We start from the raw sequence: 18,117 nt of genomic DNA, 5'->3' as shown, positions 1-18,117 counted from the left end.
CTTTTTGGACTGGTGCGCTGTTATATCAACGATTATCAGGAGATCTCATTTTAAATTAAAGGATTTTCGGACTCTCAATCAAAATGTCCATCCCAATCGTTCGGATTGTAATTTAATTCTAGAAAATGGCGTATTAGAATTCACGAGTAATACGGCACCGACGACGACGGTAATCCCGATCGCGGTGTTGGTAATATACAACGGTTTGAGGGTTGATGGGGTACATTTATTTTCAAAATCCTTATTCAGAAAGTGATACGGAATCTAAAGTGTCCCTCATATACCTGAGAACCGCTGTATAAGCCCAACAGCCGCGCCTGACTGCCTAACACAAGTACCTCAAAGCCTTGTTCCGCAACGATCGTGCATTTAGATTGCGAGCGAATGAATTATCGACTCAAAGCCTTAATTTATCGTGCTGGATCGATGCCGATTTCACAATAGATCGGGGTTTCAGATAGATGTGTCAGGCAGCCAGCCCTATCCCCTATCCCCTATCCACTTCACACCGCTGGCAACTGAATCACGAGCGTCGAACAAGGTGCGTGATGTAGAACATAATTGCTAGTGCTACCCAACCAGATTTCACTCAACATCGATTTTTGATTTCGTCCCATTACAATTGCATCCGCCGACCAACTTTTGGCGACTTCACAAATCATCCGACCTGCATCGCCCAAGTTTTGAGAAATCTCCACGTCGATTCCCCGCTCTTTTGCTTGCGCTGCATCAGCCTGGATCTGTTCGAGTCCTTGTCGTTCGGACTCTTTCCATTCCTTGGCATATTGTTCGATCGCTACATCATTGACGATCGGAAACATCCCACCCACTAATGGACTAAAACTAGTCGATGTCAACGGACTCATGACATGTAAAAGCAGCACTTTAGCACCAAGTTTTTCTGCCAGATTCAATCCCGCTCCTAAGACTAATTGGGATTCAGCAGAGTTACCGATTGCGATTAATATTTTTTCAAACATTTTAGTTGCTCCTAATTAATATCCCGTACAGCTAGCTTGCTGCTGGCAACTGAATTACCATGACCGAGCAAGCTGCATGATGTAAAACATAGTTGCTAGTGCTGCCGAGAAAAACCTCACTCAGCATCGATTTTTGATTTCGCCCCATTAATATCACCCCCGCCGACCAATTTTTCGCTGCTTCACAAATTAACGGCCCAGAGTCCCCATAGTTCTGCAAAATCTCGGCTTTAACGTTAACCTCTTTTGCCCGCTCTGCGTAAGCCTGAAGCCGTTCGATTCCCAAGCGTTCGTATTCTTTCCATGCCTTGGTGTATCGATCGATCTCCACCTCATTTATCATCGGTAGAATCCCACCCACTAATGGACTGCCAACCGTACTCAGACCGTGTGGCACTAGTGGATTGAGAACGTGTAAAAGTAGCAGCTCGGCATCAAGTTTCTGAGCTAGTGCCAATCCTGCGGTAAAGATTTGCTCTGAATCAGGGAGATCGCCAATTGCAACTAAGATTTTTTGCAACATTTAGATCGTGCCTCATCAACGACTAACCTAATTTTACAACAGTATTATCGATCGCTATATTAATTTTAATATAGTTGAAAAATTTAATTCGATCGTTAAATGTTTATAACTTACTCAGCTTCCAGATCTATAATAGAAGTATAATTAAACTGACCGATCGCGTTCAACGTCTCGATTTTTAAACAGTGAGAATTTGCTTGCAAGATCGATTGGTAGTAACATCAGCTTGACTAGACGATTAAATATGTCGAATGAAACTATCTCAAATCCTATCTCAATTATTAGTTGAATATACCGATCGACCGTTGCCATTATCGGTGGTCCTAAAACAAGTGGGAAATAGTGGATTTGGAACGATAGCAGGCATTCTAACCATGCCCATGCTGATTCCGCTCCCCATCCCCTTACCCGGATTTTCGGCATTGGTTGGAATTGGGATTATCCTGGTCGGCTGTCAATTGGCTTTAGGCTATGATAAACCCTATTTACCCCAGCGAATCGCTCGGATCGAACTATCGCCTGCGGCCTCTGGGAAATTACTCAAAAATATTAATCGGCTACTTAAACCATTAGAAAAGATGTCTAGGCATCGATTTCCAAGGTTTAGTAATAATGAGTGGGGGTGTCGAATTTCGGGAGCTTGCTTGGCTTGGAACGCACTATTGATGTCGCTACCGTTACCAATTCCGCTTACCAACCTCGCTCCAGCCTATACAATTTTATTTCTAGCGATCGGACTGCTAGAGTTTGATGGATTATTTATTCTCATCGGCTATGGGATGACTATGGCGACAACTATTTTCTTTGCCAGTATTGCAGGAACAATTTGGCAATTAGCATATCACTGGTGGCAAATCTTAATTCTCAAAAGTTAACACTCATAACTTTTTCATATTCATTTAATTCAATGGCTAAGTTATAGCATCTATATCGATCGAAATAATGCAGCAACAAAATTCAGGTAAGTGCGTCAACTCATCTAGTTATTTTTAGTTGCGATTGATGCCATGAGTTCCCAACGACCACGACCAAAATCTTCATCTACACCCAAAGTCGAACATCCAGCAGTCGAAACCCTTAAAACGCTGGGATTGAGTGTTATCTTCGCATTTGGACTGAGAACTGCTGTTGCGGAATCTTGTTATATTCCATCTGCTTCGATGCAACCCACTTTGCAAATTAATGATAAATTAATCGTTGATAAAATTAGTTATCGCTTTAGTAATCCCGTTCGTGGCGATATCGTGGTGTTCAGCCCTACCGAGCAGTTAGCACGACATATAGACACTGAAGGTAACCAAAAATTCAAAGAGAATTTTATCAAACGGGTGATTGGCGTACCAGGCGATCGCGTTGAAATTAAAGGTGGTAAAGTTTACATCAATGGCAAAGTTATTGCTGAAAAATATCTCGATGAAGCTCCTAATTATGACTGGAGTAGCAAAGCTTTGACTCCTGATGGCATCGTACCTGAAGATCGGTATTTAGTATTGGGAGATAATCGCAATAATAGTTACGATAGTCACTATTGGGGCTTTGTTCCTAAAGATAAAATTGTTGGTAAGGCAGTAGTGCGATTTTGGCCGCTCGATCGTGCAGGTGCGATCGATTCCCACTCGGAAAAGCAATAATTGAAAACGTAGTAAAAAAGACCGCTCTCATCGAACGGTCTGGTCTGTACATAAATTAAAGTTTAAATGTTATTTAATAAACAACATTTCTTGGTAAGTAGGTAACGGCCAGAGATCGTCTGCTACTTCGGCTTCAAGTCCATCTGCATATTTACGAACTTCATCCATTAACGGACGGACTGTTTTTACTAAATATTGCATGTGTGCTTCGGTCGAATCAAAATCGTGACTGCCTAAAGCGGATGCTAATTTGCTAACTGAATCCATCATCGATTTAGTCAATTCAGCAACCTTGTGAGCGGTTTCGGCTTCGAGATCGACACTGATTTCTTTGAGTGCCACAATGGTAGTTGCCAAATCGGTTAGGTAGCGAGTTGCGGCTGGATAAATCAGAGTTTTAGCAATACTAATTACGAGTTTTGCTTCGACCTCGATCGATAGAATATACTGCTCGGCATAAGTCTCATACCGACTGGCTAATTCGACAGGAGATAAAATCGCCATGCTGTCGAATAGTTTGACGATTTCTGGCTCGTTTAAGACGGGCAATGCGTCGGCTGTCGTCCGCAGGTTGCGTAAACCGCGTTCTTCGACTGCCATTTTATGCCATTCTTCGGAGTAGCCGTTACCGTTGAATACAACTGCGCCGTGGTTGTCGATGACTTCTTTGAGGACGAGTTGAATTGCAGTATTCAGCTCGGTGCCTTTAGCTGTCTCTGCTTCGAGTTTATCCGCCATCCAGGTGAGAGACTCAGCCAAGATGGTATTCATTGCCACTAATGGCCCAGCCACCGATTGCCCCGAACCGACAGCGCGGAACTCAAAACGGTTGCCAGTAAAGGCAAAGGGTGAAGTTCGGTTGCGATCGCCTGCATCTTTTGGCAAAATTGGCAAGGTATCGACACCAATGTTCATCGTCCCTTTCGCTGTAGATCCTTTGAGCGCGCCTTGTTTGATTTGCTCGAAGACATCTTGCAGTTGCGAACCCAGGTACATGGAAATGATGGCTGGGGGAGCTTCGTTGGCACCTAAGCGATGGTCGTTACTAGCAGTCGCAATTACCGCACGCAAGAGCGGGCCATAAGTGTGGACACCACGAATAATTGCACCACAGAAGACCAAGAATTGAGTATTAGAGTGGGGATTATCGCCAGGATCTAGTAAGTTACCTTGAGTCGCATTCCCGACCGACCAGTTAACGTGTTTGCCCGAACCATTGATACCTGCAAAAGGTTTTTCGTGGAGCAGACACATGAAGCCATGCTTTTTCGCAGTGGTGCGAAGCGTGGTCATAATCAGGTGTTGGTGGTCTGTCGCAACGTTAGCCGCCTCGTGGTAGGGTGCAATTTCAAATTGACCGGGAGCTACTTCGTTGTGGCGAGTTTTAGCAGGAATACCGAGTCGGTAGAGTTTTTCTTCGACATCTTGCATATAGACCTGTACGCGCTCTGGAATGGCTCCAAAGTAGTGGTCGTCGAATTGTTGACCTTTGGCTGGTGCTTTACCAAATAGGGTGCGCCCTGCGAGTAATAAGTCGGGGCGACTATTGGCAAAGTTAGCATCGACCAGGAAGTATTCTTGCTCGGCACCACAGCTAGAGTTGACTGGTGCGATGCTAGTATTGCCCAAGATCTTCAGGACTCTGGTAGCTGCCTTATTCATGGCTGCATTAGAGCGCAACAGGGGTGTTTTCTTGTCTAGAGCTTCGCCAGTCCAAGAGACAAATACCGTCGGAATGCAGAGGGTGGCACCGTTATCGGTTTCCATAATGAAGGCGGGACTAGTCACATCCCAAGCGGTATAGCCGCGTGCTTCAAAGGTGGAACGGATGCCACCATTGGGGAAGGAAGAACCATCGGGTTCGCCTTGAACTAGCAGTTTGCCTGCAAATTCTGAAATCACCGAACCGTCGCTTTGAACGGAGACAAAACCATCGTGCTTTTCAGCAGTGGCATTGGTGAGCGGGTAGAAAACGTGGGCGTAATAAAGTGCGCCTTTAGAAATCGCCCAGTCTTTCATTGCCACTGCTACAGAGTCAGCGATGGAGATATTTAGCGGTTCGCCAGTTTGGATGGTTTTTTTGACAGACTTAAATACATCCTTGGGCAAGCTTTCTTGCATTTTGCCCAAAGTAAAGACATCGCACGCCCACAAATCTTCTAACCGTTTGGCAGCCTTGAGGGGCATTGGCTCTCTGTTAGTAATTTGATAAATTGCTTGCATCCGGGATTCATTTCCACTCACAGCTTTTTTCCTCTTTGGCTCTTGATACCAATAAATAATAATTGCGATGCCTACCTAAAATAGATATATATGATACCGATTTATAGCGACAGATATGTGCGATTGTGTTTTCACTCTTGACTAATAAGTAAATATAGATTTACTAGACCTCACCATCGTAGGATAACCCAGCCCAAACTGATGTGGCGACCGCGATCGTGAAATTCAGTAATTCGTCTAATTATTTCTCTGTCTTGATTTGGGAAATTATCTCATGAGATCGCCAGATCTAAAATTTTACCGCGATTCTCTTAATGTACGGATCTTTTAGTGGTTTAGCGGATTTTGCGATCGAATGGTTCGACAGTCGATTAATTTAAGTTATGATAGGAATTGTGACAAAAGTTGTTGTAGAACTTCTAGCCACCACAAAATCATCTATTTTTGGGCATAGTTTTCACATGAGTATCTCTTCAGCCAGCTCCACCAACGACACCTCAGTTTGGACTAGCCTCAAGCAAGCAATTTCAGCTAGTTCGGGTTTTCAACATTGGGCTTCTCAACTCCCCACGCTCGAACGCGCAGATCGCACTCCCGAAGAACTCATTCAGCTCTATCTACGCGAAACTTTAGAAACTTTAGCATACTAAATCGCTTCCCACACAACTAAACCCTTTTCCATCAAGTTGGAAAAGGGTTTATGTAGATCTAGTCGGCAAGCTCTAATGCCTGTGTAGATTTAAGAACTCCGCAGGCGCATTCTGCGAGTCCAAAATAATAAAGCCATCAGTACCAGCAATAATGGGATCGTGACTGTATCGCGAACTGGCGATCGCATAAACTGTTGATAGCTCTCGATTAATAAATCGCCGCTAAATAAAGCAATCGTTCCCCCAGCGGCAATAAATGGCCCTAATGGGAGTGGTTGAATGAATTTATTCGCACCAGCTTTAATCCCGCCGCCTAGCAGCATCGAAACACCAGCTACAGCCATAAAGCCAACTAATGCGAGTACCGAGGCGACACCGCCTGCTAACAGCACGACTTTCCAACTACTCCAAGCTCCTACCATTGCCATCAACTTGGCATCGCCGCCACCTTGAGCGGGTTTACCTACCATCAGACTGCCTAAAATCATAATCAGATCGTAGAGCCAGATCCCCAGCACCATCGCCAGAATACCTTGAATCAGATATTCTCGCGTACCCGCGATCGCTCGGTTGGTATCTAGATAGCCAGCAATAACTTGAAAAACTAATCCCAACACCAATCCCGACTGAGTAAGTGAATTGGGTAATGTCATTGTATCGAGATCGATGAGCGTTAGTGCGAAGAGCCAACACATCAGCAGGGAATAGCCGATAGTCTGGAACGATAGCCCGAATCGATTGTAAACCAGTACGAAAATAATTGCCGTTATCGTTTCAACGATCGGATAACGGGGCGAGATTGGGGTATGACAATGACGGCATTTACCACGTAAAAATAACCATCCCAAAATGGGAATATTTTCACCCATCCCTAACTGGTGAAAACATTTGGGACAGCGGGATGGCGGCCAAATTACCGACAGACCAGCCGGGACGCGGTAGACTACTACATTAAGGAAGCTACCGATCGCTGCACCCAGCCAAAAGATGATAACTTGAACGATCGTGTCGTAAATATTCACTATAAGAAAGATCTGCTACGTGGGTGCAGAGATAGATAGACAAACTACGTCTATTATTCCCCAGCCCGATCGCCAATTCTCTATCTGCATAGCTGGTGGTAACGACTAATGATACTCAGCTTCTAGTTGTTCCACCGAGATAAACCGCTCTTCAGGGAGCAGAATTGGGTAACTACTAAAAATTAGTTTGCCGCGATAGCTGAATTTATTCATTGCTACCCCAATTGGTTGTCGCCGCCGCTCGCGATCGGGGTTAACCTGACAATAGAAACTATAAATATCTTGGGCAGCCCTAAGCAGAGCTGGATCGAACAGTCCATTTGAATTTGACTGGGGCATGGGATTAGCTATAGCACGGGGCGACTCAATTGTAAACACAGTGGCGATCTCTCAAATTATTTTTTTAGACATTCTAAGCTAGATCGGGTTAATTTGGATCTGGCTCAAATTCAAAGCGATCTCCGACCCGATCTGGCAATTTATAACCACTCTTGACTAAATTGAGGTTACGATAAGGCTTCAATTAGGACTCGACCCATCTGACGACAACCCACTGCGGTCATATCTGCTGACATAATATCACCAGTTCTGTAACCCAGATCTAAAACTTTTAAAACCGCACGCTCGATCCGATCTGCTGCTGAAGATTGGTTCAATCCATAGCGGAGTAACATGGCAGTACTCAGCACCTGCGCCAACGGATTGGCAAGATCTTTACCCGCAATATCTGGAGCCGAACCATGTACTGGCTCGAATACTCCCAAGCCAGTCGCACCCAGACTCGCCGAAGGTAACATCCCAATACTACCCGTCAACATCGCCGCCGCATCGGATAGAATATCGCCAAATAGGTTACTAGTCACGATCGTATCGAATTGTTTGGGCGCGCGAACCAGTTGCATCGCCGCATTATCTACATACATGTGCGTCAATTCGACATCGGGATAATTGGGTGCCATCGCGATGACCCGATCGCGCCATAATTGAGACACTTCCAGTACATTCGCTTTATCTACCGAACATAACTTTTTCGTCCGTTTTTGGGCAGTTTCAAACCCGACTTTGGCAATTCGATCGATCTCGCTTTCAGTATACGCCATCGTATTCACCCCGCGTTTTTCGCCCGTCTCCGTAGTAAAAATTCCCTTGGGTTCGCCAAAATACACCCCACCAGTCAGCTCTCTAACGACCATAATATCGACCCCTTCGACTACCTCCCGTTTGAGGGTAGAAGCGTCGATAAGCTGGGGTAAAATCGCCGCAGGTCTCAAATTAGCAAATAGACCCAAACCCGCCCTCAAGCCCAATAAACCCGTCTCTGGACGCAGATGGCGCGGCAAATTGTCCCATTGATAACCGCCGATGGCAGCTAGCAATACCCCATCGCTCTGCTTGCAAGTCTCTAAAGTCGCTGCTGGCAAAGGTTCTCCAGTTGCTTCGATCGCCGCACCGCCAATTAAAGCCGTGGTAAATTCAAAATTTAGACCCTCTTGTTTGCCCACAACTTCTAGTACCTCTACCGCTACCGCCATAATTTCTGGGCCGATTCCATCCCCAGGTAACAGTGTGATGCGATAAGTTTGAGTCATAGTAATTGCCTTGCGATCGAACACTTGATATTCTACTGGCGATCGCGCCTAAGTGGATCGCCAATAGTGGTAGGGTGTGGGACCGCGCCAGCAAGAGCGTACTAAAATAATCTCATTTGGAGCGAGATTTGATTATGCGCCGCGATTCGATTTTCTACCAATTATTTCGACAGTCGCCCACTCTATTATGACTACGCTAGAGGGCGAGCCGATCGAATCGATCGAGTATCGTAGTTCGATCGAGCGAAGTTTTAGATATCGAGCCTGTTTATCCTAGTAATTTTCATTTTAAAACTCTGACGCTATTTTATCGCTTCGATCTTGGCAATCTTTGACGACAGAATGCGGATTGCAGCAGTTTTATTTTTAAAAACCAGCATCAGCCCCAGTCTCAATTTTCATAATGAGAATAGCTGTGTTTATCGCGGTCTAGGCAGTGGCGAGCCAGATCGACCGATCTCCGTCGATTGAGTTTTATCTGGTAATCGTAGTCTATTCATCGATCGTGCCGATCGTAGTTCGGGCAGAATTTAAATGCCCTCAAACAAGATCGGCATAGACACCAGCTAAACTGCTAGAATCTTGGCTATTATTGCCAATACTCATTGCCAGACCCCACACACTAATTCATGACCCACTCCAACGAAGATGCCACCCGCGTGCGGGTACTTAGCGAAGCCTTGCCATATATCCAAAAATTCGCCGGACGCACCGTAGTAGTCAAATACGGTGGTGCAGCAATGAAAGATAGTACCCTCAAAGATCGGGTGATTAGGGATCTAGTTTTCATGTCCTGCGTAGGGATTAGACCGATTTTAGTACATGGTGGTGGGCCAGAAATTAATAGCTGGCTAGAAAAAATCGGCATCGAACCGCAATTTAAAGATGGCTTGCGGGTGACTGATGCGGCGACGATGGATGTCGTGGAAATGGTCTTAGTCGGACGCGTTAATAAAGAAATTGTCTCGCTGATCAATCAGTCTGGTGGTAATGGTATCGGCTTGTGCGGCAAGGATGGTAACCTGATCGTGGCACGTCCTGACGGTCGCGAAGGGATTGGCTTTGTCGGTGAAGTTAGCAGTGTAAATGTAGATATTCTCAATACTCTGATTAAAAGCGGCTATATTCCGGTCGTCTCTAGCGTCGCTGCCGACGAAAACGGACAGGCTTATAATATTAATGCGGATACAGTTGCTGGCGAAATTGCCGCCGCACTGGGAGCCGAAAAATTGATCTTACTCACCGATACTCCCGGCTTGATGCGCGATTTTAAAGATCCGACTACCCTAATTCAGCAATTAGATATTCCTGGCGCACGCGCTCTGATTGAAGATGGTACCGTCAGCGGCGGGATGATTCCCAAGCTAACTTGTTGCGTTCGCTCTCTGGCGCAAGGTGTCAGAGCGGCACATATTATCGACGGGCGGTTACCACACTCGCTGTTACTCGAAATTTTTACCGATACTGGAACTGGCTCGATGATTGTTTCTTCAGGTGTTAACTCGTGATTTGTCAGCACTAAAATTTTCACCGATGGTGGTACTGGTTCGACAATCGTTTCTTCTGGAATAAGATAACAGCACAATGATTACTTGCCACATACGTTATGTTATCGATCCCTATAAACTCGATGAATTTGAAATATATGGCAAGCTGTGGATTCCCTTGGTGAATAAGTTTGGTGGTATTCATCACGGTTATTTTATGCCCCATGAAGGCGCGAATAATATCGCTTATGCTTTATTTAGTTTTCCATCGTTGGCTGAGTATGAAGTGTATCGCACCAAAATTCTTAGCGATCCTGATTGTCAAATAGCATGGGCACACGCAGAAAAGACCCGTTGTATTTTCAGCTTTGAAAGATCTTTCTTGCGTCCGGTGTTCGATGATTGAGTATATATATGGTGGGCACTGCCCCGATACCCAGAGCCATCAAGAGAAATGTTAATCCAAAATCCAAAATCGAAATGACCTTCGATACTGACTATCAATCTGGACAAATTGCCTTCGAGCGGGGAGAATACCGCCAAGCTGTTAGCTATTTAGTGGCGGCGGTGGCTCAAGTGCAGCCGAATACCCGCGTTGGCGGTGAGGTGCAGGTGTGGCTGGTGACAGCTTTTGAAGCCGCCGGACAAATTGCCGAAGCCAAAGCTCTATGCCAAAAACTTGCCACTCATCCCAATCTCGATACCCGCCAAGCTAGCAAACGACTGCTGTATATCATGCAGGCTCCAGAATTAACGCGGCGCGAGGAGTGGCTGACTAAAATTCCCGATTTATCGCACTTGGAAGATGCCGAGGGCAATTTTGCAGTTAATAATACCCCGATCGCACCTGCTCCACCAAAACCTCAATCGTTAGAAGAAAGATACGCGCCTGTAGATCTGAGTCAAGTCAATACCAAGGATAATGGGTTTGTCTGGCTCGCGCTAATTTTGACGCTGATAACCTTCCTCGGATTGTGGTGGATGGCATCGGGATAAACTGGCTGAATTTTGTTAATTTTTACAACAAAAAACCACCGAATTGCTCCGGTGGAATCTCGATGGTTGAATGAATTTCAACCACAGACATTAGTTGTGGCTATTTCTTTTTGCCGAGGACTTCAGATTTGAAACTATCGATTTCATCAGTCAGCTCTTTTCTAGTCGAAGCTTGGAGCAGATAACGATACACGAACCAACTGGTGTATCCAATTCCTACTAATTCAAAAGTAGGTGCGAGTAAAGGAATTTCGTTAATAGCAGACAGAATCGCTAAAGTTAGCTTCACACCGACGATGATGCCAAAAAATAAACCCAGAGTAAGTACGGCACTCTTGTTATTTTGATAAATTTGACCCAGATAAGCAGGTAACTCGGCTAAAATATCTGTCGCTTGTTTGGCCCAGTCTGGTAATTCTGCGGCTGAGAGGTTTGGCGAAACCTTAGAGATAGAGCCGCCGCCAGTGTTTAATCCTAGAGGATTTGCGGGAATATCAACGGTGGTAGTTTCTACTGATTGGGTCGATTCTAGTGTATCGCTCATATGTTATTAGTCCTTATTTCAAAATTGGCAGGGCTAGGCAAATGATATTCGATGTGCGCTGAAAATAGCGTTCTAAACAAATACTTTTGCCAATTCGATCGGGTTTAGCTACTCGATCTTAGTTTAAATTTGAGGTTAAACCCGATCTGAGAGTAACATAACTACACCAAAATCTGTCTGCCAGGTAGTTTACCAATCCTGTCTATACAAATTTTGACAGGCAATTTTGGTTTTATTTGCTCTAATTATAGACGACCATCATCAGAGATTCAATTCTCGTGCCGTTCGCGTTGGCGAAGCCTGCCGGAGGCAAAGCGTTTGCCTTAGCAAAGAGGCTACGCCAACGACCGATCGGTTGAATGGTAAAATTGTTATTTATTGTAACAGCCCGATCGGCGATCGAGATTAGACACTAACGAGGGTGGCGGTAGCAAGTTGACGAGTTGCCAAATCGCTAAAGTCTTGACTCCAGAGCAGTTCGCAAGAATTATTGGGGCTTTCGATTAGTTTGAGTTTGTGTAGTTGCGCGCCGAGTTCGCGAATCGGTCGTTCGATTTGATAGCCGATATATACGGCGATATTTTCGGCGGTGGGGACGACTTTGGCGAAATGTGGGATATCTTTATTTAAGAAGGTATGATCTAAAGGCTCAACCGCATATTTATCGACTAGTTCGTGTAATTTGACCAAATCGACAATCATCCCCGTGCGATCGTCAATTTCGCCAGTTACAGTCACTTCGAGATGATAATTGTGTCCGTGTCCGTTTACCCGCGCGCACTTGCCGTAAATTTCACTATTTTGTTCGAGCGTGAGGCTATCGAGAGCCAGACGGTGAGCCGCGCTAAAATGAGTACCGATTGTCAATGATGCTTCCATGTCTGTTCCTGTGTATTCTGCAAATAGTTCGGGGTGTTCGTATAACTGAATGCGGACGAGCGGCAAATGTGGAGCTAATTTTTGCCAAATCACCCTAGCAATATTTTCGGTGGTGGGGAGGGTTTGCTGAAATTCCGGCCATACATCGTTGAGGAAACTATAATCTAGTTGTCCGGTAACTTCTTTTTTAATAACGTGTTTGACATCGGAGAGGTTTAGTACCATTCCATAGTCGTCGATATCGCCGTAAAGCGAGATAAATAACTCATAATTGTGTCCGTGTCCGTAAGGTTGCGCGCATAAGCCAAATGCAGCCCCGTTCTCGGCTTCGCTCATTTCTGGCAACCAATACCGATGGCTAGCCGAAAACTGAGCGCGACGGTTGATAATACATTTCATGAAAGTTTACATAACGTTAACTCTTTACTAGGATAATGCTTTTTAGGCTTTAGGTTTTAGTGAATAGTGGATAGTGGATAGTGGATGGATTTTGGAACTATACCCGTCCCCCAGTCTCCCAGTCTCCCAGTCTCCCAGTCCCACACTCCCCACACTCCCCATCCCCCCATCCTATTCGCCAGTCATCACCCGCAGGCGGATGGAATTTTCGCCACTATCATCGAGGGGTACTTCGACAATTTCACCCGATAGACGTTCGACGCAGGCAATGAGCGATCGCAAGTTGGGCGTACTGGCACCTGTATCGACGTACAATCGATCGACGAGGCTGCCTAAGCGTTTCCATGTCAAATAAAATTTGGTCATTGTCTGCTCTAATTGTGCGGCTTGCTTGAGCACGTCGGCGGCAACGGGGAGACATCCCACCCGCATGGCTTCTTCTAGAGCTGTAGCAAGATCGACTTTAGAATCATTGAGAACTTGTACTTGTGCGCCAGCATCGAGATATTTAGACAAGCTCCGCGCATTACTGGTGACGAGCTTAATATTATCTACGTCGGGATTGGCAGCTATTTCGTCCCGGATGGCATGTTGATGCGCTTCGGGTAATTTCTCCATTTCCTTAACTAATGGGGCAATAAAACGCGGTGGCGTGGCTCCAGAGGCAGCTTGTTCTTTAACTTCATCGGGAATCAGATCGGAACTCATTGCCATCCATTCGTCGGAGAGTTGACGGACTTCCCGCCGAGTGATCCGATCTCCTCTTTCGGCAGCATCGGTAACTAGTTGTTGGACTTCTGGCGAAGATTTGGCGGTTTCGACAAAGGCGCGTTTGCTAAAGTTTTTGAGTGTGGATGGAGATAATTCGCCATTTTCTAATAGAGTATCGGCACTATTCGCAAGTTCGATCCAGGCGTATGCCTGACTTTTACTCAATTCCCGATCTTTGAGCCAGTTGAGAAAACCCTCGCCGCGTCCGTCTCCGCCTTTTTTTTCACGATCGCGAATCGCCCGTAAAATTCTACCGCGCCAGATCTCGGTTTGTAAATCGAAGCTGTCGCAGACTACCCACGCATCATCGTATTGCTGTCGAAAATCAAAATCCCCAACTGCTTCATCTTCAGGATCGGGCAAATCGAAGATGAGATCGGCATTTGCAGATAGAGCCGCTACAATTTCGAGATCCGTACTAGAGCCAACTGAAGCAACCATCGATCGTCCTCAAGATAAATTAAAAATAGCGCGCGAAGACCGTGACGACTCTTGCAGATCTGAGTCGAAAATTTATCATACCATTAACCCAAGTTGCCACCTATAACCCCAGCGGTTAGAAACCACCGCATTAGCCACGCCTACCCTTCGGGAACGCTTCGCGAACAGTCGTTGGCATAATTAATACTTAGAGTAATACTGTCTGCGGAACTAATAACTGCGCTCCGTCGATCTCCCGAAAGTCCCCAATTCCCAAGCACTGCTGTTCGCTGATAACTTGAAAATAACCGCCTAGTTCGGCAGTTGGGGGAGTAAGATTTAGTTGCTCTATGGGTAAGCGTTTGCCTTGACTCCAAAATTTAACTAGCTCGGCATTTGCCAGTGTAACTGTCGGTAGGTGCATTAGGGCTATATCGGGCGGAATCGGTTCAAATATCCCGGCTTGTTGCTGTCGCTCTAGTTCCTCTAAAGTGATGCTATCTGCCAATTGCAGACCACAGCTAGCATTCCGTTCTAAAAATGCCAAAACGCCTCTGGTACCCAGTTTAACGCCCAAATCGCGGGCGATCGACCGAATATAGGTGCCGCCACCACAAGCAATTTGCACTTCAAGTTCGGGAAAATCCCCTGGAGTCCAATTAAGGATCTCGATCGTATCGATAGTAACTTGACGAGTCGGTACTTCTACTACCTCTCCAGCTCGTGCTAGTTTATACAATCTTTTGCCGTTGACTTGAATCGCGCTGTACATCGGCGGTGTTTGCACGATCTCGCCGATAAATGTCGCTAATGCTGTCTCAATTTTTTCGATACTAATATCGGTAACTGGTTCGGAGTAAATAATCTCGCCAGCGAGATCGTCGGTGGTGGTTTCGACTCCGAGCCGAATTAGGGCGCGATAGGCTTTCCCTGTTGGTAAGTATTGTAATAGACGAGTGGCTTTCCCGATCGCGATCGGTAATACGCCGACTGCGGCGGGATCTAGTGTGCCGCCATGTCCGACTTTTTTGGTTTGCAAAATTCGCCGCACTTTGGCAACGCAATCGTGAGAAGTCCAATCTGGTAGTTTCTGTAAGTTAATGAATCCGTCCACAAGGTTTAGGAGTTAGGGATGAGAGATTAGGCTTTAGGGATCGAATTTTGAGATTGACTCAATCGGCTAGTTGAGGATATTAGGTTATTATTAAGCATAACTCGTTGGCATTGGCAAATCCTGCCATCAGAGCGACTTCAGCTTTGCTGAATCGAGTTAGCTTCACGATTTTGAGATCGGTACGCTCACAGCTTGCACCAATGCATAGATATTAAAATTAGATCGAGACTAATTTAGTAACAAAATTATCTCTGCCGTAACTGCCGCCGTGGTTTGGCTGCATAAGTGCGACTCCAGTTGCCCCGTTGGAAACTGCGTTTGGGCGATGTCTAGAAGCTCATCGGCAGTCATCGGGATTTTACCCGCTACCACTTGCGAGGTGACTTCCGGCGCGGGGACTGAAGGCATCAGCCAGCGCAACCCAGCTGCAACGGGCGGATAGTAAACCATCGCCGCTCTGGTCAAGGCAACCAGACTCAATAGAACTACCGAGACGATGCCGCCAACATTGTGCAGATCATGGTTTAAAGTATAGTTTTTTGCTCGCTTCGCAACTGAGCATAAACAGTTACAGAGTAATAGCTGCCAGTTGAAGTTCCGCAAGCTGCTCAGATCTAGATACCCCGCCATCGTTCGCCGCAAAATGTTCATATTTATCTTAAATTAAGCTGCCAGTATATCGAGAGTTATTCTCAACAAATTAGAGTATAAAAGCACCTCAGTATTGGTGTCTACTCCAAAACAGTCACCACCATCGCGAAACGGACATTTTGGCTAAATTGGTCGATCATTGATGAAGATGTCCGACGATGTATGGCGCGAAAGTTTCCTTATGGAATTCTATATACAATCGAACAGGACTATATTCTCATTCTGGCGGTGATGCATTGCAGTCAGGAACCTGGATATTGGAAAAATTGCCGCTAGTCAAAGCGTTCAGGAGGATCGAATTCATGCCTCAACTAAACTTTTTACCCGCGCTACATTCTGTGGGCGTAATCCCAAACTTGCGCTTGAATGCGGCGGCGAAGTGTCCGGGATTACTATAACCAACGAGATTGGCGACATCTATTTTTTAGGTTTTGGGCGATCGAATTCAGCGCAAAAGTCACTCATTAGTAGCCATCAACAGTTCCTGTAAGTTATCTGGAAAATCACCATTCCCGACCATTTTGGTAAACACCTCATAACAATCTCGCTTATCCCCAGCCTTACGGGGATAACCCAGCCACAACACAATCAGCACCTGCCGATCCTCACTGCTAAAAGCTCTAAAAAACAATCGATATCGATGCGGTAGACCCATTCCCTTCATCCGTCCATACCGCCGTAACGAGCCAGTTAAGGCAAACTGACTAGCCAGTGGATCTATGGCAATCTTCTCCTTAATTCCCACCATCACAGCAGCTAACAGCTTCACATCAGGATGTCCAAGATAATCTGCTTCTGGTAACTCAGCCTTCAACTGCTTCACCCGTTCCCACAGTTGTCGTCGCTGTTCGCCGAACAATTGTCGGTGAAAGTAAATCTCCCAACTGTTGCGGATGAGTACGCCCATTAATCGACAACCACTCCAGCTAACAGCTCATCATCTTCATCTGCCATCTCCTCGGTATATGCTTCGAGCTGTTCGGGATTAGTCAGCGCATCTTTAGTCACTAAGTCCAAAAATAGACTCAGCATCAGATCGTCTGAATCTGATTCTGGTGCCACTGGCTGTGGTTCTAACTTGACTAGCACAGTGTTATCGCTCAATACCTCCACCCATCCCATCGCATTCACAAACTGCGGATGATCGCGGTAGAAACTAGCTGGTAATCGGAAACCAGACGCATTGCCGATTTTAGCAGGGGCAAGTGGATAGGTTGGATTAGTCACGATCGCGCCTAAGTTATTACTAATAGTTATAACTATATCTTAGCAACAACGGGTTGAATCTCACATTTATATTTTGATAGCGTATGTGCTTTTCAATTAATTTGAGTTTTACGCACAGTTTCCGAATTTGGAATTGCTAACAATGTTGTCTATCAGTTCGTTGGCGTAGCCTGCCGTAGGTAATCGACGTTAAGATTTAGTAATAATTATTCTCAATAAATTTTAATCTCGATCGTGCATTCTCATCAGAATAGCCCAAATTCAGGCGGTTATTGGAGCGGTCTGTCTCAATTTTATAAGGATCGGTACTTTCGTTCATGCCTTTAGCCCCGATAATACCTTTTATTGGCAAGCCAGCCAGCGAATTCTGAAGGTGGATAAGCTAATACGCATTTAAGTTACATACAGACACTAATCCCATCTTTTTTGGGCAGGGAAACATCTAGCAAGATCGCGTCATATTCATAAGCATCACTCAGATCTAAGCCTGCTTCTCCATCTGTTGCCACATCCACAGCATATTTATGGGTTGCCAAAATAGTCTCAAGCAGGAACGCAATCCCCGGATCGTCCTCAACTACCAGAATTCTCATCGGCTCATTTCCCGAACACTACTATCGATCGCGACACAGATTTGTCAGCTCTAGCCTCGTAATGCACCAATTTCTTCACAAGTTCCTCAACTTATCGATCTACTTTATAGATATTTACTGGCCAGATTTCTTATTACCGCCAGAGCGATTATCTTTCTATGCTTGGGTAATTTTACTTACGGGCTATCAAGAGGGAGCTTTTTATCCCACTCAACATTTCGATCGAGTGATTAATGCCTTATGGCATTCGATCGGATGTACAACGAGCATGACTATAGCAATCCTAGTTTTGCGATTACCACCCCCACCTTATTAACTAACTACTGATAAAATTAGCCGCAGAGGCGCAGCGATTTGTGCACGCCTCTGTTCCGCGACGGTTTAGCGGCGTTTTTATTCGCAGGTTCCCCCCGAATAA

At 45.5% G+C, this 18,117-nt stretch carries 25 protein-coding genes and 2 pseudogenes; 10 read left to right on the top strand and 17 right to left on the bottom strand.

Features of this window, described 5'->3' with window-relative positions:
- Positions 1-78: 78 nt before the first annotated feature.
- From RMO79_RS11285 to RMO79_RS11275, 3 genes are all read right to left on the bottom strand, one after another.
- On the bottom strand, positions 79-201 hold the full coding sequence (locus RMO79_RS11285) for a hypothetical protein (protein ID WP_310483254.1): 123 nt from the start codon (positions 199-201) through the stop codon (positions 79-81).
- A 302-nt stretch (positions 202-503) separates the two neighbouring features.
- On the bottom strand, positions 504-980 hold the full coding sequence (locus RMO79_RS11280; protein ID WP_310483253.1) for a universal stress protein: 477 nt from the start codon (positions 978-980) through the stop codon (positions 504-506).
- Between the two features lie 31 nt (positions 981-1,011).
- Entirely contained in the window at positions 1,012-1,503 is a 492-nt protein-coding gene (locus RMO79_RS11275; protein ID WP_310483252.1) for a universal stress protein, read from the bottom strand.
- A gap of 251 nt (positions 1,504-1,754) precedes the next feature.
- On the opposite strand from RMO79_RS11275, the gene RMO79_RS11270 reads away from it, so the two are divergent.
- Both RMO79_RS11270 and lepB read left to right on the top strand, forming a co-directional pair.
- Positions 1,755-2,378 (top strand): exopolysaccharide biosynthesis protein, encoded by a 624-nt coding sequence (locus RMO79_RS11270; RefSeq protein ID WP_310483251.1) that lies wholly within the window; start codon positions 1,755-1,757, stop codon positions 2,376-2,378.
- Between the two features lie 132 nt (positions 2,379-2,510).
- Positions 2,511-3,134: a signal peptidase I gene (lepB, locus tag RMO79_RS11265; RefSeq protein WP_310483250.1), complete on the top strand. Its 624-nt coding sequence runs from the start codon at positions 2,511-2,513 to the stop codon at positions 3,132-3,134.
- A gap of 69 nt (positions 3,135-3,203) precedes the next feature.
- Here lepB and RMO79_RS11260 read toward each other — a convergent pair whose 3' ends face one another.
- Positions 3,204-5,378, bottom strand: a complete 2,175-nt coding sequence (locus RMO79_RS11260; protein ID WP_310483249.1) for a glutamine synthetase III — start codon at positions 5,376-5,378, stop codon at positions 3,204-3,206.
- A 374-nt stretch (positions 5,379-5,752) separates the two neighbouring features.
- Between RMO79_RS11260 and RMO79_RS11255 the strand changes: the two genes are divergently transcribed.
- Entirely contained in the window at positions 5,753-6,007 is a 255-nt protein-coding gene (locus tag RMO79_RS11255; protein WP_310483248.1) for a hypothetical protein, read from the top strand.
- Positions 6,008-6,096: 89 nt separating this feature from the next.
- Here RMO79_RS11255 and RMO79_RS11250 read toward each other — a convergent pair whose 3' ends face one another.
- The 3 genes from RMO79_RS11250 to leuB form a co-directional block, all read right to left on the bottom strand.
- Complete coding sequence (locus tag RMO79_RS11250; protein WP_310483247.1) at positions 6,097-7,029, bottom strand: prepilin peptidase; 933 nt, start codon at positions 7,027-7,029, stop codon at positions 6,097-6,099.
- 105 nt (positions 7,030-7,134) lie between these two features.
- A complete protein-coding gene (locus tag RMO79_RS11245; RefSeq protein WP_310483246.1) occupies positions 7,135-7,368 on the bottom strand; it encodes a hypothetical protein in 234 nt (77 codons plus the stop codon).
- Positions 7,369-7,535: 167 nt separating this feature from the next.
- Entirely contained in the window at positions 7,536-8,618 is a 1,083-nt protein-coding gene (gene leuB, locus RMO79_RS11240) for a 3-isopropylmalate dehydrogenase (protein ID WP_310483245.1), read from the bottom strand.
- Positions 8,619-8,939: 321 nt separating this feature from the next.
- On the opposite strand from leuB, the gene RMO79_RS11235 reads away from it, so the two are divergent.
- From RMO79_RS11235 to RMO79_RS11220, 4 genes are all read left to right on the top strand, one after another.
- A complete protein-coding gene (locus RMO79_RS11235; RefSeq protein WP_310483244.1) occupies positions 8,940-9,089 on the top strand; it encodes a hypothetical protein in 150 nt (49 codons plus the stop codon).
- Between the two features lie 158 nt (positions 9,090-9,247).
- On the top strand, positions 9,248-10,126 hold the full coding sequence (gene argB / locus RMO79_RS11230; protein WP_310483243.1) for an acetylglutamate kinase: 879 nt from the start codon (positions 9,248-9,250) through the stop codon (positions 10,124-10,126).
- A gap of 76 nt (positions 10,127-10,202) precedes the next feature.
- On the top strand, positions 10,203-10,511 hold the full coding sequence (locus RMO79_RS11225) for an NIPSNAP family protein (protein WP_310483242.1): 309 nt from the start codon (positions 10,203-10,205) through the stop codon (positions 10,509-10,511).
- Positions 10,512-10,585: 74 nt separating this feature from the next.
- Positions 10,586-11,101: a hypothetical protein gene (locus tag RMO79_RS11220; protein ID WP_310483241.1), complete on the top strand. Its 516-nt coding sequence runs from the start codon at positions 10,586-10,588 to the stop codon at positions 11,099-11,101.
- Between the two features lie 100 nt (positions 11,102-11,201).
- Here RMO79_RS11220 and RMO79_RS11215 read toward each other — a convergent pair whose 3' ends face one another.
- The gene (locus RMO79_RS11215) at positions 11,202-11,645 is read right to left on the bottom strand and encodes a CAAD domain-containing protein (RefSeq protein WP_310483240.1); all 444 of its coding nucleotides are present in this window, start codon (positions 11,643-11,645) and stop codon (positions 11,202-11,204) included.
- 226 nt (positions 11,646-11,871) lie between these two features.
- Here RMO79_RS11215 and RMO79_RS11210 point away from each other — a divergent pair, with 226 nt between their 5' ends.
- Positions 11,872-12,054 (top strand): hypothetical protein, encoded by a 183-nt coding sequence (locus RMO79_RS11210; protein ID WP_310483239.1) that lies wholly within the window; start codon positions 11,872-11,874, stop codon positions 12,052-12,054.
- Here the strand turns inward: RMO79_RS11210 and RMO79_RS11205 are convergent.
- The 4 genes from RMO79_RS11205 to RMO79_RS11190 form a co-directional block, all read right to left on the bottom strand.
- Positions 12,051-12,923, bottom strand: a complete 873-nt coding sequence (locus RMO79_RS11205) for a 6-carboxytetrahydropterin synthase (protein ID WP_310483238.1) — start codon at positions 12,921-12,923, stop codon at positions 12,051-12,053. The genes RMO79_RS11210 and RMO79_RS11205 overlap by 4 nt on opposite strands.
- Positions 12,924-13,094: 171 nt before the next feature.
- The gene (locus RMO79_RS11200) at positions 13,095-14,135 is read right to left on the bottom strand and encodes a hypothetical protein (RefSeq protein ID WP_310483237.1); all 1,041 of its coding nucleotides are present in this window, start codon (positions 14,133-14,135) and stop codon (positions 13,095-13,097) included.
- Between the two features lie 187 nt (positions 14,136-14,322).
- The gene (gene truB / locus RMO79_RS11195) at positions 14,323-15,228 is read right to left on the bottom strand and encodes a tRNA pseudouridine(55) synthase TruB (RefSeq protein ID WP_310483236.1); all 906 of its coding nucleotides are present in this window, start codon (positions 15,226-15,228) and stop codon (positions 14,323-14,325) included.
- 228 nt (positions 15,229-15,456) lie between these two features.
- Positions 15,457-15,708 (bottom strand): hypothetical protein, encoded by a 252-nt coding sequence (locus RMO79_RS11190; RefSeq protein ID WP_310483235.1) that lies wholly within the window; start codon positions 15,706-15,708, stop codon positions 15,457-15,459.
- Between the two features lie 300 nt (positions 15,709-16,008).
- Here RMO79_RS11190 and RMO79_RS24545 point away from each other — a divergent pair.
- Positions 16,009-16,155 (top strand): annotated as a pseudogene (locus tag RMO79_RS24545) (type II toxin-antitoxin system RelE/ParE family toxin); the annotation flags it as partial.
- A gap of 31 nt (positions 16,156-16,186) precedes the next feature.
- Here RMO79_RS24545 and RMO79_RS24540 read toward each other — a convergent pair.
- The 5 genes and pseudogenes from RMO79_RS24540 to RMO79_RS11170 all read right to left on the bottom strand — a co-directional run.
- Positions 16,187-16,297 (bottom strand): annotated as a pseudogene (locus tag RMO79_RS24540) (helix-turn-helix domain-containing protein); the annotation flags it as partial.
- Positions 16,298-16,336: 39 nt separating this feature from the next.
- Positions 16,337-16,786: a type II toxin-antitoxin system YhaV family toxin gene (locus tag RMO79_RS11185; RefSeq protein WP_310483234.1), complete on the bottom strand. Its 450-nt coding sequence runs from the start codon at positions 16,784-16,786 to the stop codon at positions 16,337-16,339.
- Positions 16,786-17,106, bottom strand: coding sequence for a hypothetical protein (locus RMO79_RS11180; RefSeq protein ID WP_310483233.1), 321 nt, complete (start codon positions 17,104-17,106; stop codon positions 16,786-16,788). The genes RMO79_RS11185 and RMO79_RS11180 overlap by 1 nt, the downstream gene beginning before the upstream one ends.
- A gap of 196 nt (positions 17,107-17,302) precedes the next feature.
- Complete coding sequence (locus RMO79_RS11175) at positions 17,303-17,425, bottom strand: hypothetical protein (RefSeq protein ID WP_310483232.1); 123 nt, start codon at positions 17,423-17,425, stop codon at positions 17,303-17,305.
- A gap of 79 nt (positions 17,426-17,504) precedes the next feature.
- Positions 17,505-17,699: a response regulator gene (locus tag RMO79_RS11170; protein ID WP_310483231.1), complete on the bottom strand. Its 195-nt coding sequence runs from the start codon at positions 17,697-17,699 to the stop codon at positions 17,505-17,507.
- A gap of 61 nt (positions 17,700-17,760) precedes the next feature.
- On the opposite strand from RMO79_RS11170, the gene RMO79_RS11165 reads away from it, so the two are divergent.
- Positions 17,761-18,015 (top strand): hypothetical protein, encoded by a 255-nt coding sequence (locus RMO79_RS11165; protein ID WP_310483230.1) that lies wholly within the window; start codon positions 17,761-17,763, stop codon positions 18,013-18,015.
- Positions 18,016-18,117 lie beyond the last annotated feature (102 nt).

The sequence above is a fragment of the Chamaesiphon sp. VAR_48_metabat_403 genome, from assembly GCF_031422475.1.
Lineage (GTDB): Bacteria > Cyanobacteriota > Cyanobacteriia > Cyanobacteriales > Chamaesiphonaceae > Chamaesiphon.
This window is presented reverse-complemented; position numbering and strand designations above follow the sequence as displayed.

Coding starts and splice junctions, on each gene's coding strand:
- RMO79_RS11170 (WP_310483231.1), bottom strand. CDS start 17,699: ATGAGAATTCTGGTAGTTGAGGACGATCCGGGGATTGCGTTCCTGCTT.
- RMO79_RS11175 (WP_310483232.1), bottom strand. CDS start 17,425: ATGAACGAAAGTACCGATCCTTATAAAATTGAGACAGACCGCTCCAAT.
- RMO79_RS11185 (WP_310483234.1), bottom strand. CDS start 16,786: ATGGGCGTACTCATCCGCAACAGTTGGGAGATTTACTTTCACCGACAA.
- RMO79_RS11270 (WP_310483251.1), top strand. CDS start 1,755: ATGAAACTATCTCAAATCCTATCTCAATTATTAGTTGAATATACCGAT.
- RMO79_RS11220 (WP_310483241.1), top strand. CDS start 10,586: ATGACCTTCGATACTGACTATCAATCTGGACAAATTGCCTTCGAGCGG.
- RMO79_RS11215 (WP_310483240.1), bottom strand. CDS start 11,645: ATGAGCGATACACTAGAATCGACCCAATCAGTAGAAACTACCACCGTT.
- leuB (WP_310483245.1), bottom strand. CDS start 8,618: ATGACTCAAACTTATCGCATCACACTGTTACCTGGGGATGGAATCGGC.
- RMO79_RS11280 (WP_310483253.1), bottom strand. CDS start 980: ATGTTTGAAAAAATATTAATCGCAATCGGTAACTCTGCTGAATCCCAA.
- RMO79_RS11200 (WP_310483237.1), bottom strand. CDS start 14,135: ATGGTTGCTTCAGTTGGCTCTAGTACGGATCTCGAAATTGTAGCGGCT.
- lepB (WP_310483250.1), top strand. CDS start 2,511: ATGAGTTCCCAACGACCACGACCAAAATCTTCATCTACACCCAAAGTC.
- RMO79_RS11275 (WP_310483252.1), bottom strand. CDS start 1,503: ATGTTGCAAAAAATCTTAGTTGCAATTGGCGATCTCCCTGATTCAGAG.
- RMO79_RS11245 (WP_310483246.1), bottom strand. CDS start 7,368: ATGCCCCAGTCAAATTCAAATGGACTGTTCGATCCAGCTCTGCTTAGG.
- RMO79_RS11165 (WP_310483230.1), top strand. CDS start 17,761: ATGCACCAATTTCTTCACAAGTTCCTCAACTTATCGATCTACTTTATA.
- RMO79_RS11225 (WP_310483242.1), top strand. CDS start 10,203: ATGATTACTTGCCACATACGTTATGTTATCGATCCCTATAAACTCGAT.
- argB (WP_310483243.1), top strand. CDS start 9,248: ATGACCCACTCCAACGAAGATGCCACCCGCGTGCGGGTACTTAGCGAA.
- RMO79_RS11205 (WP_310483238.1), bottom strand. CDS start 12,923: ATGAAATGTATTATCAACCGTCGCGCTCAGTTTTCGGCTAGCCATCGG.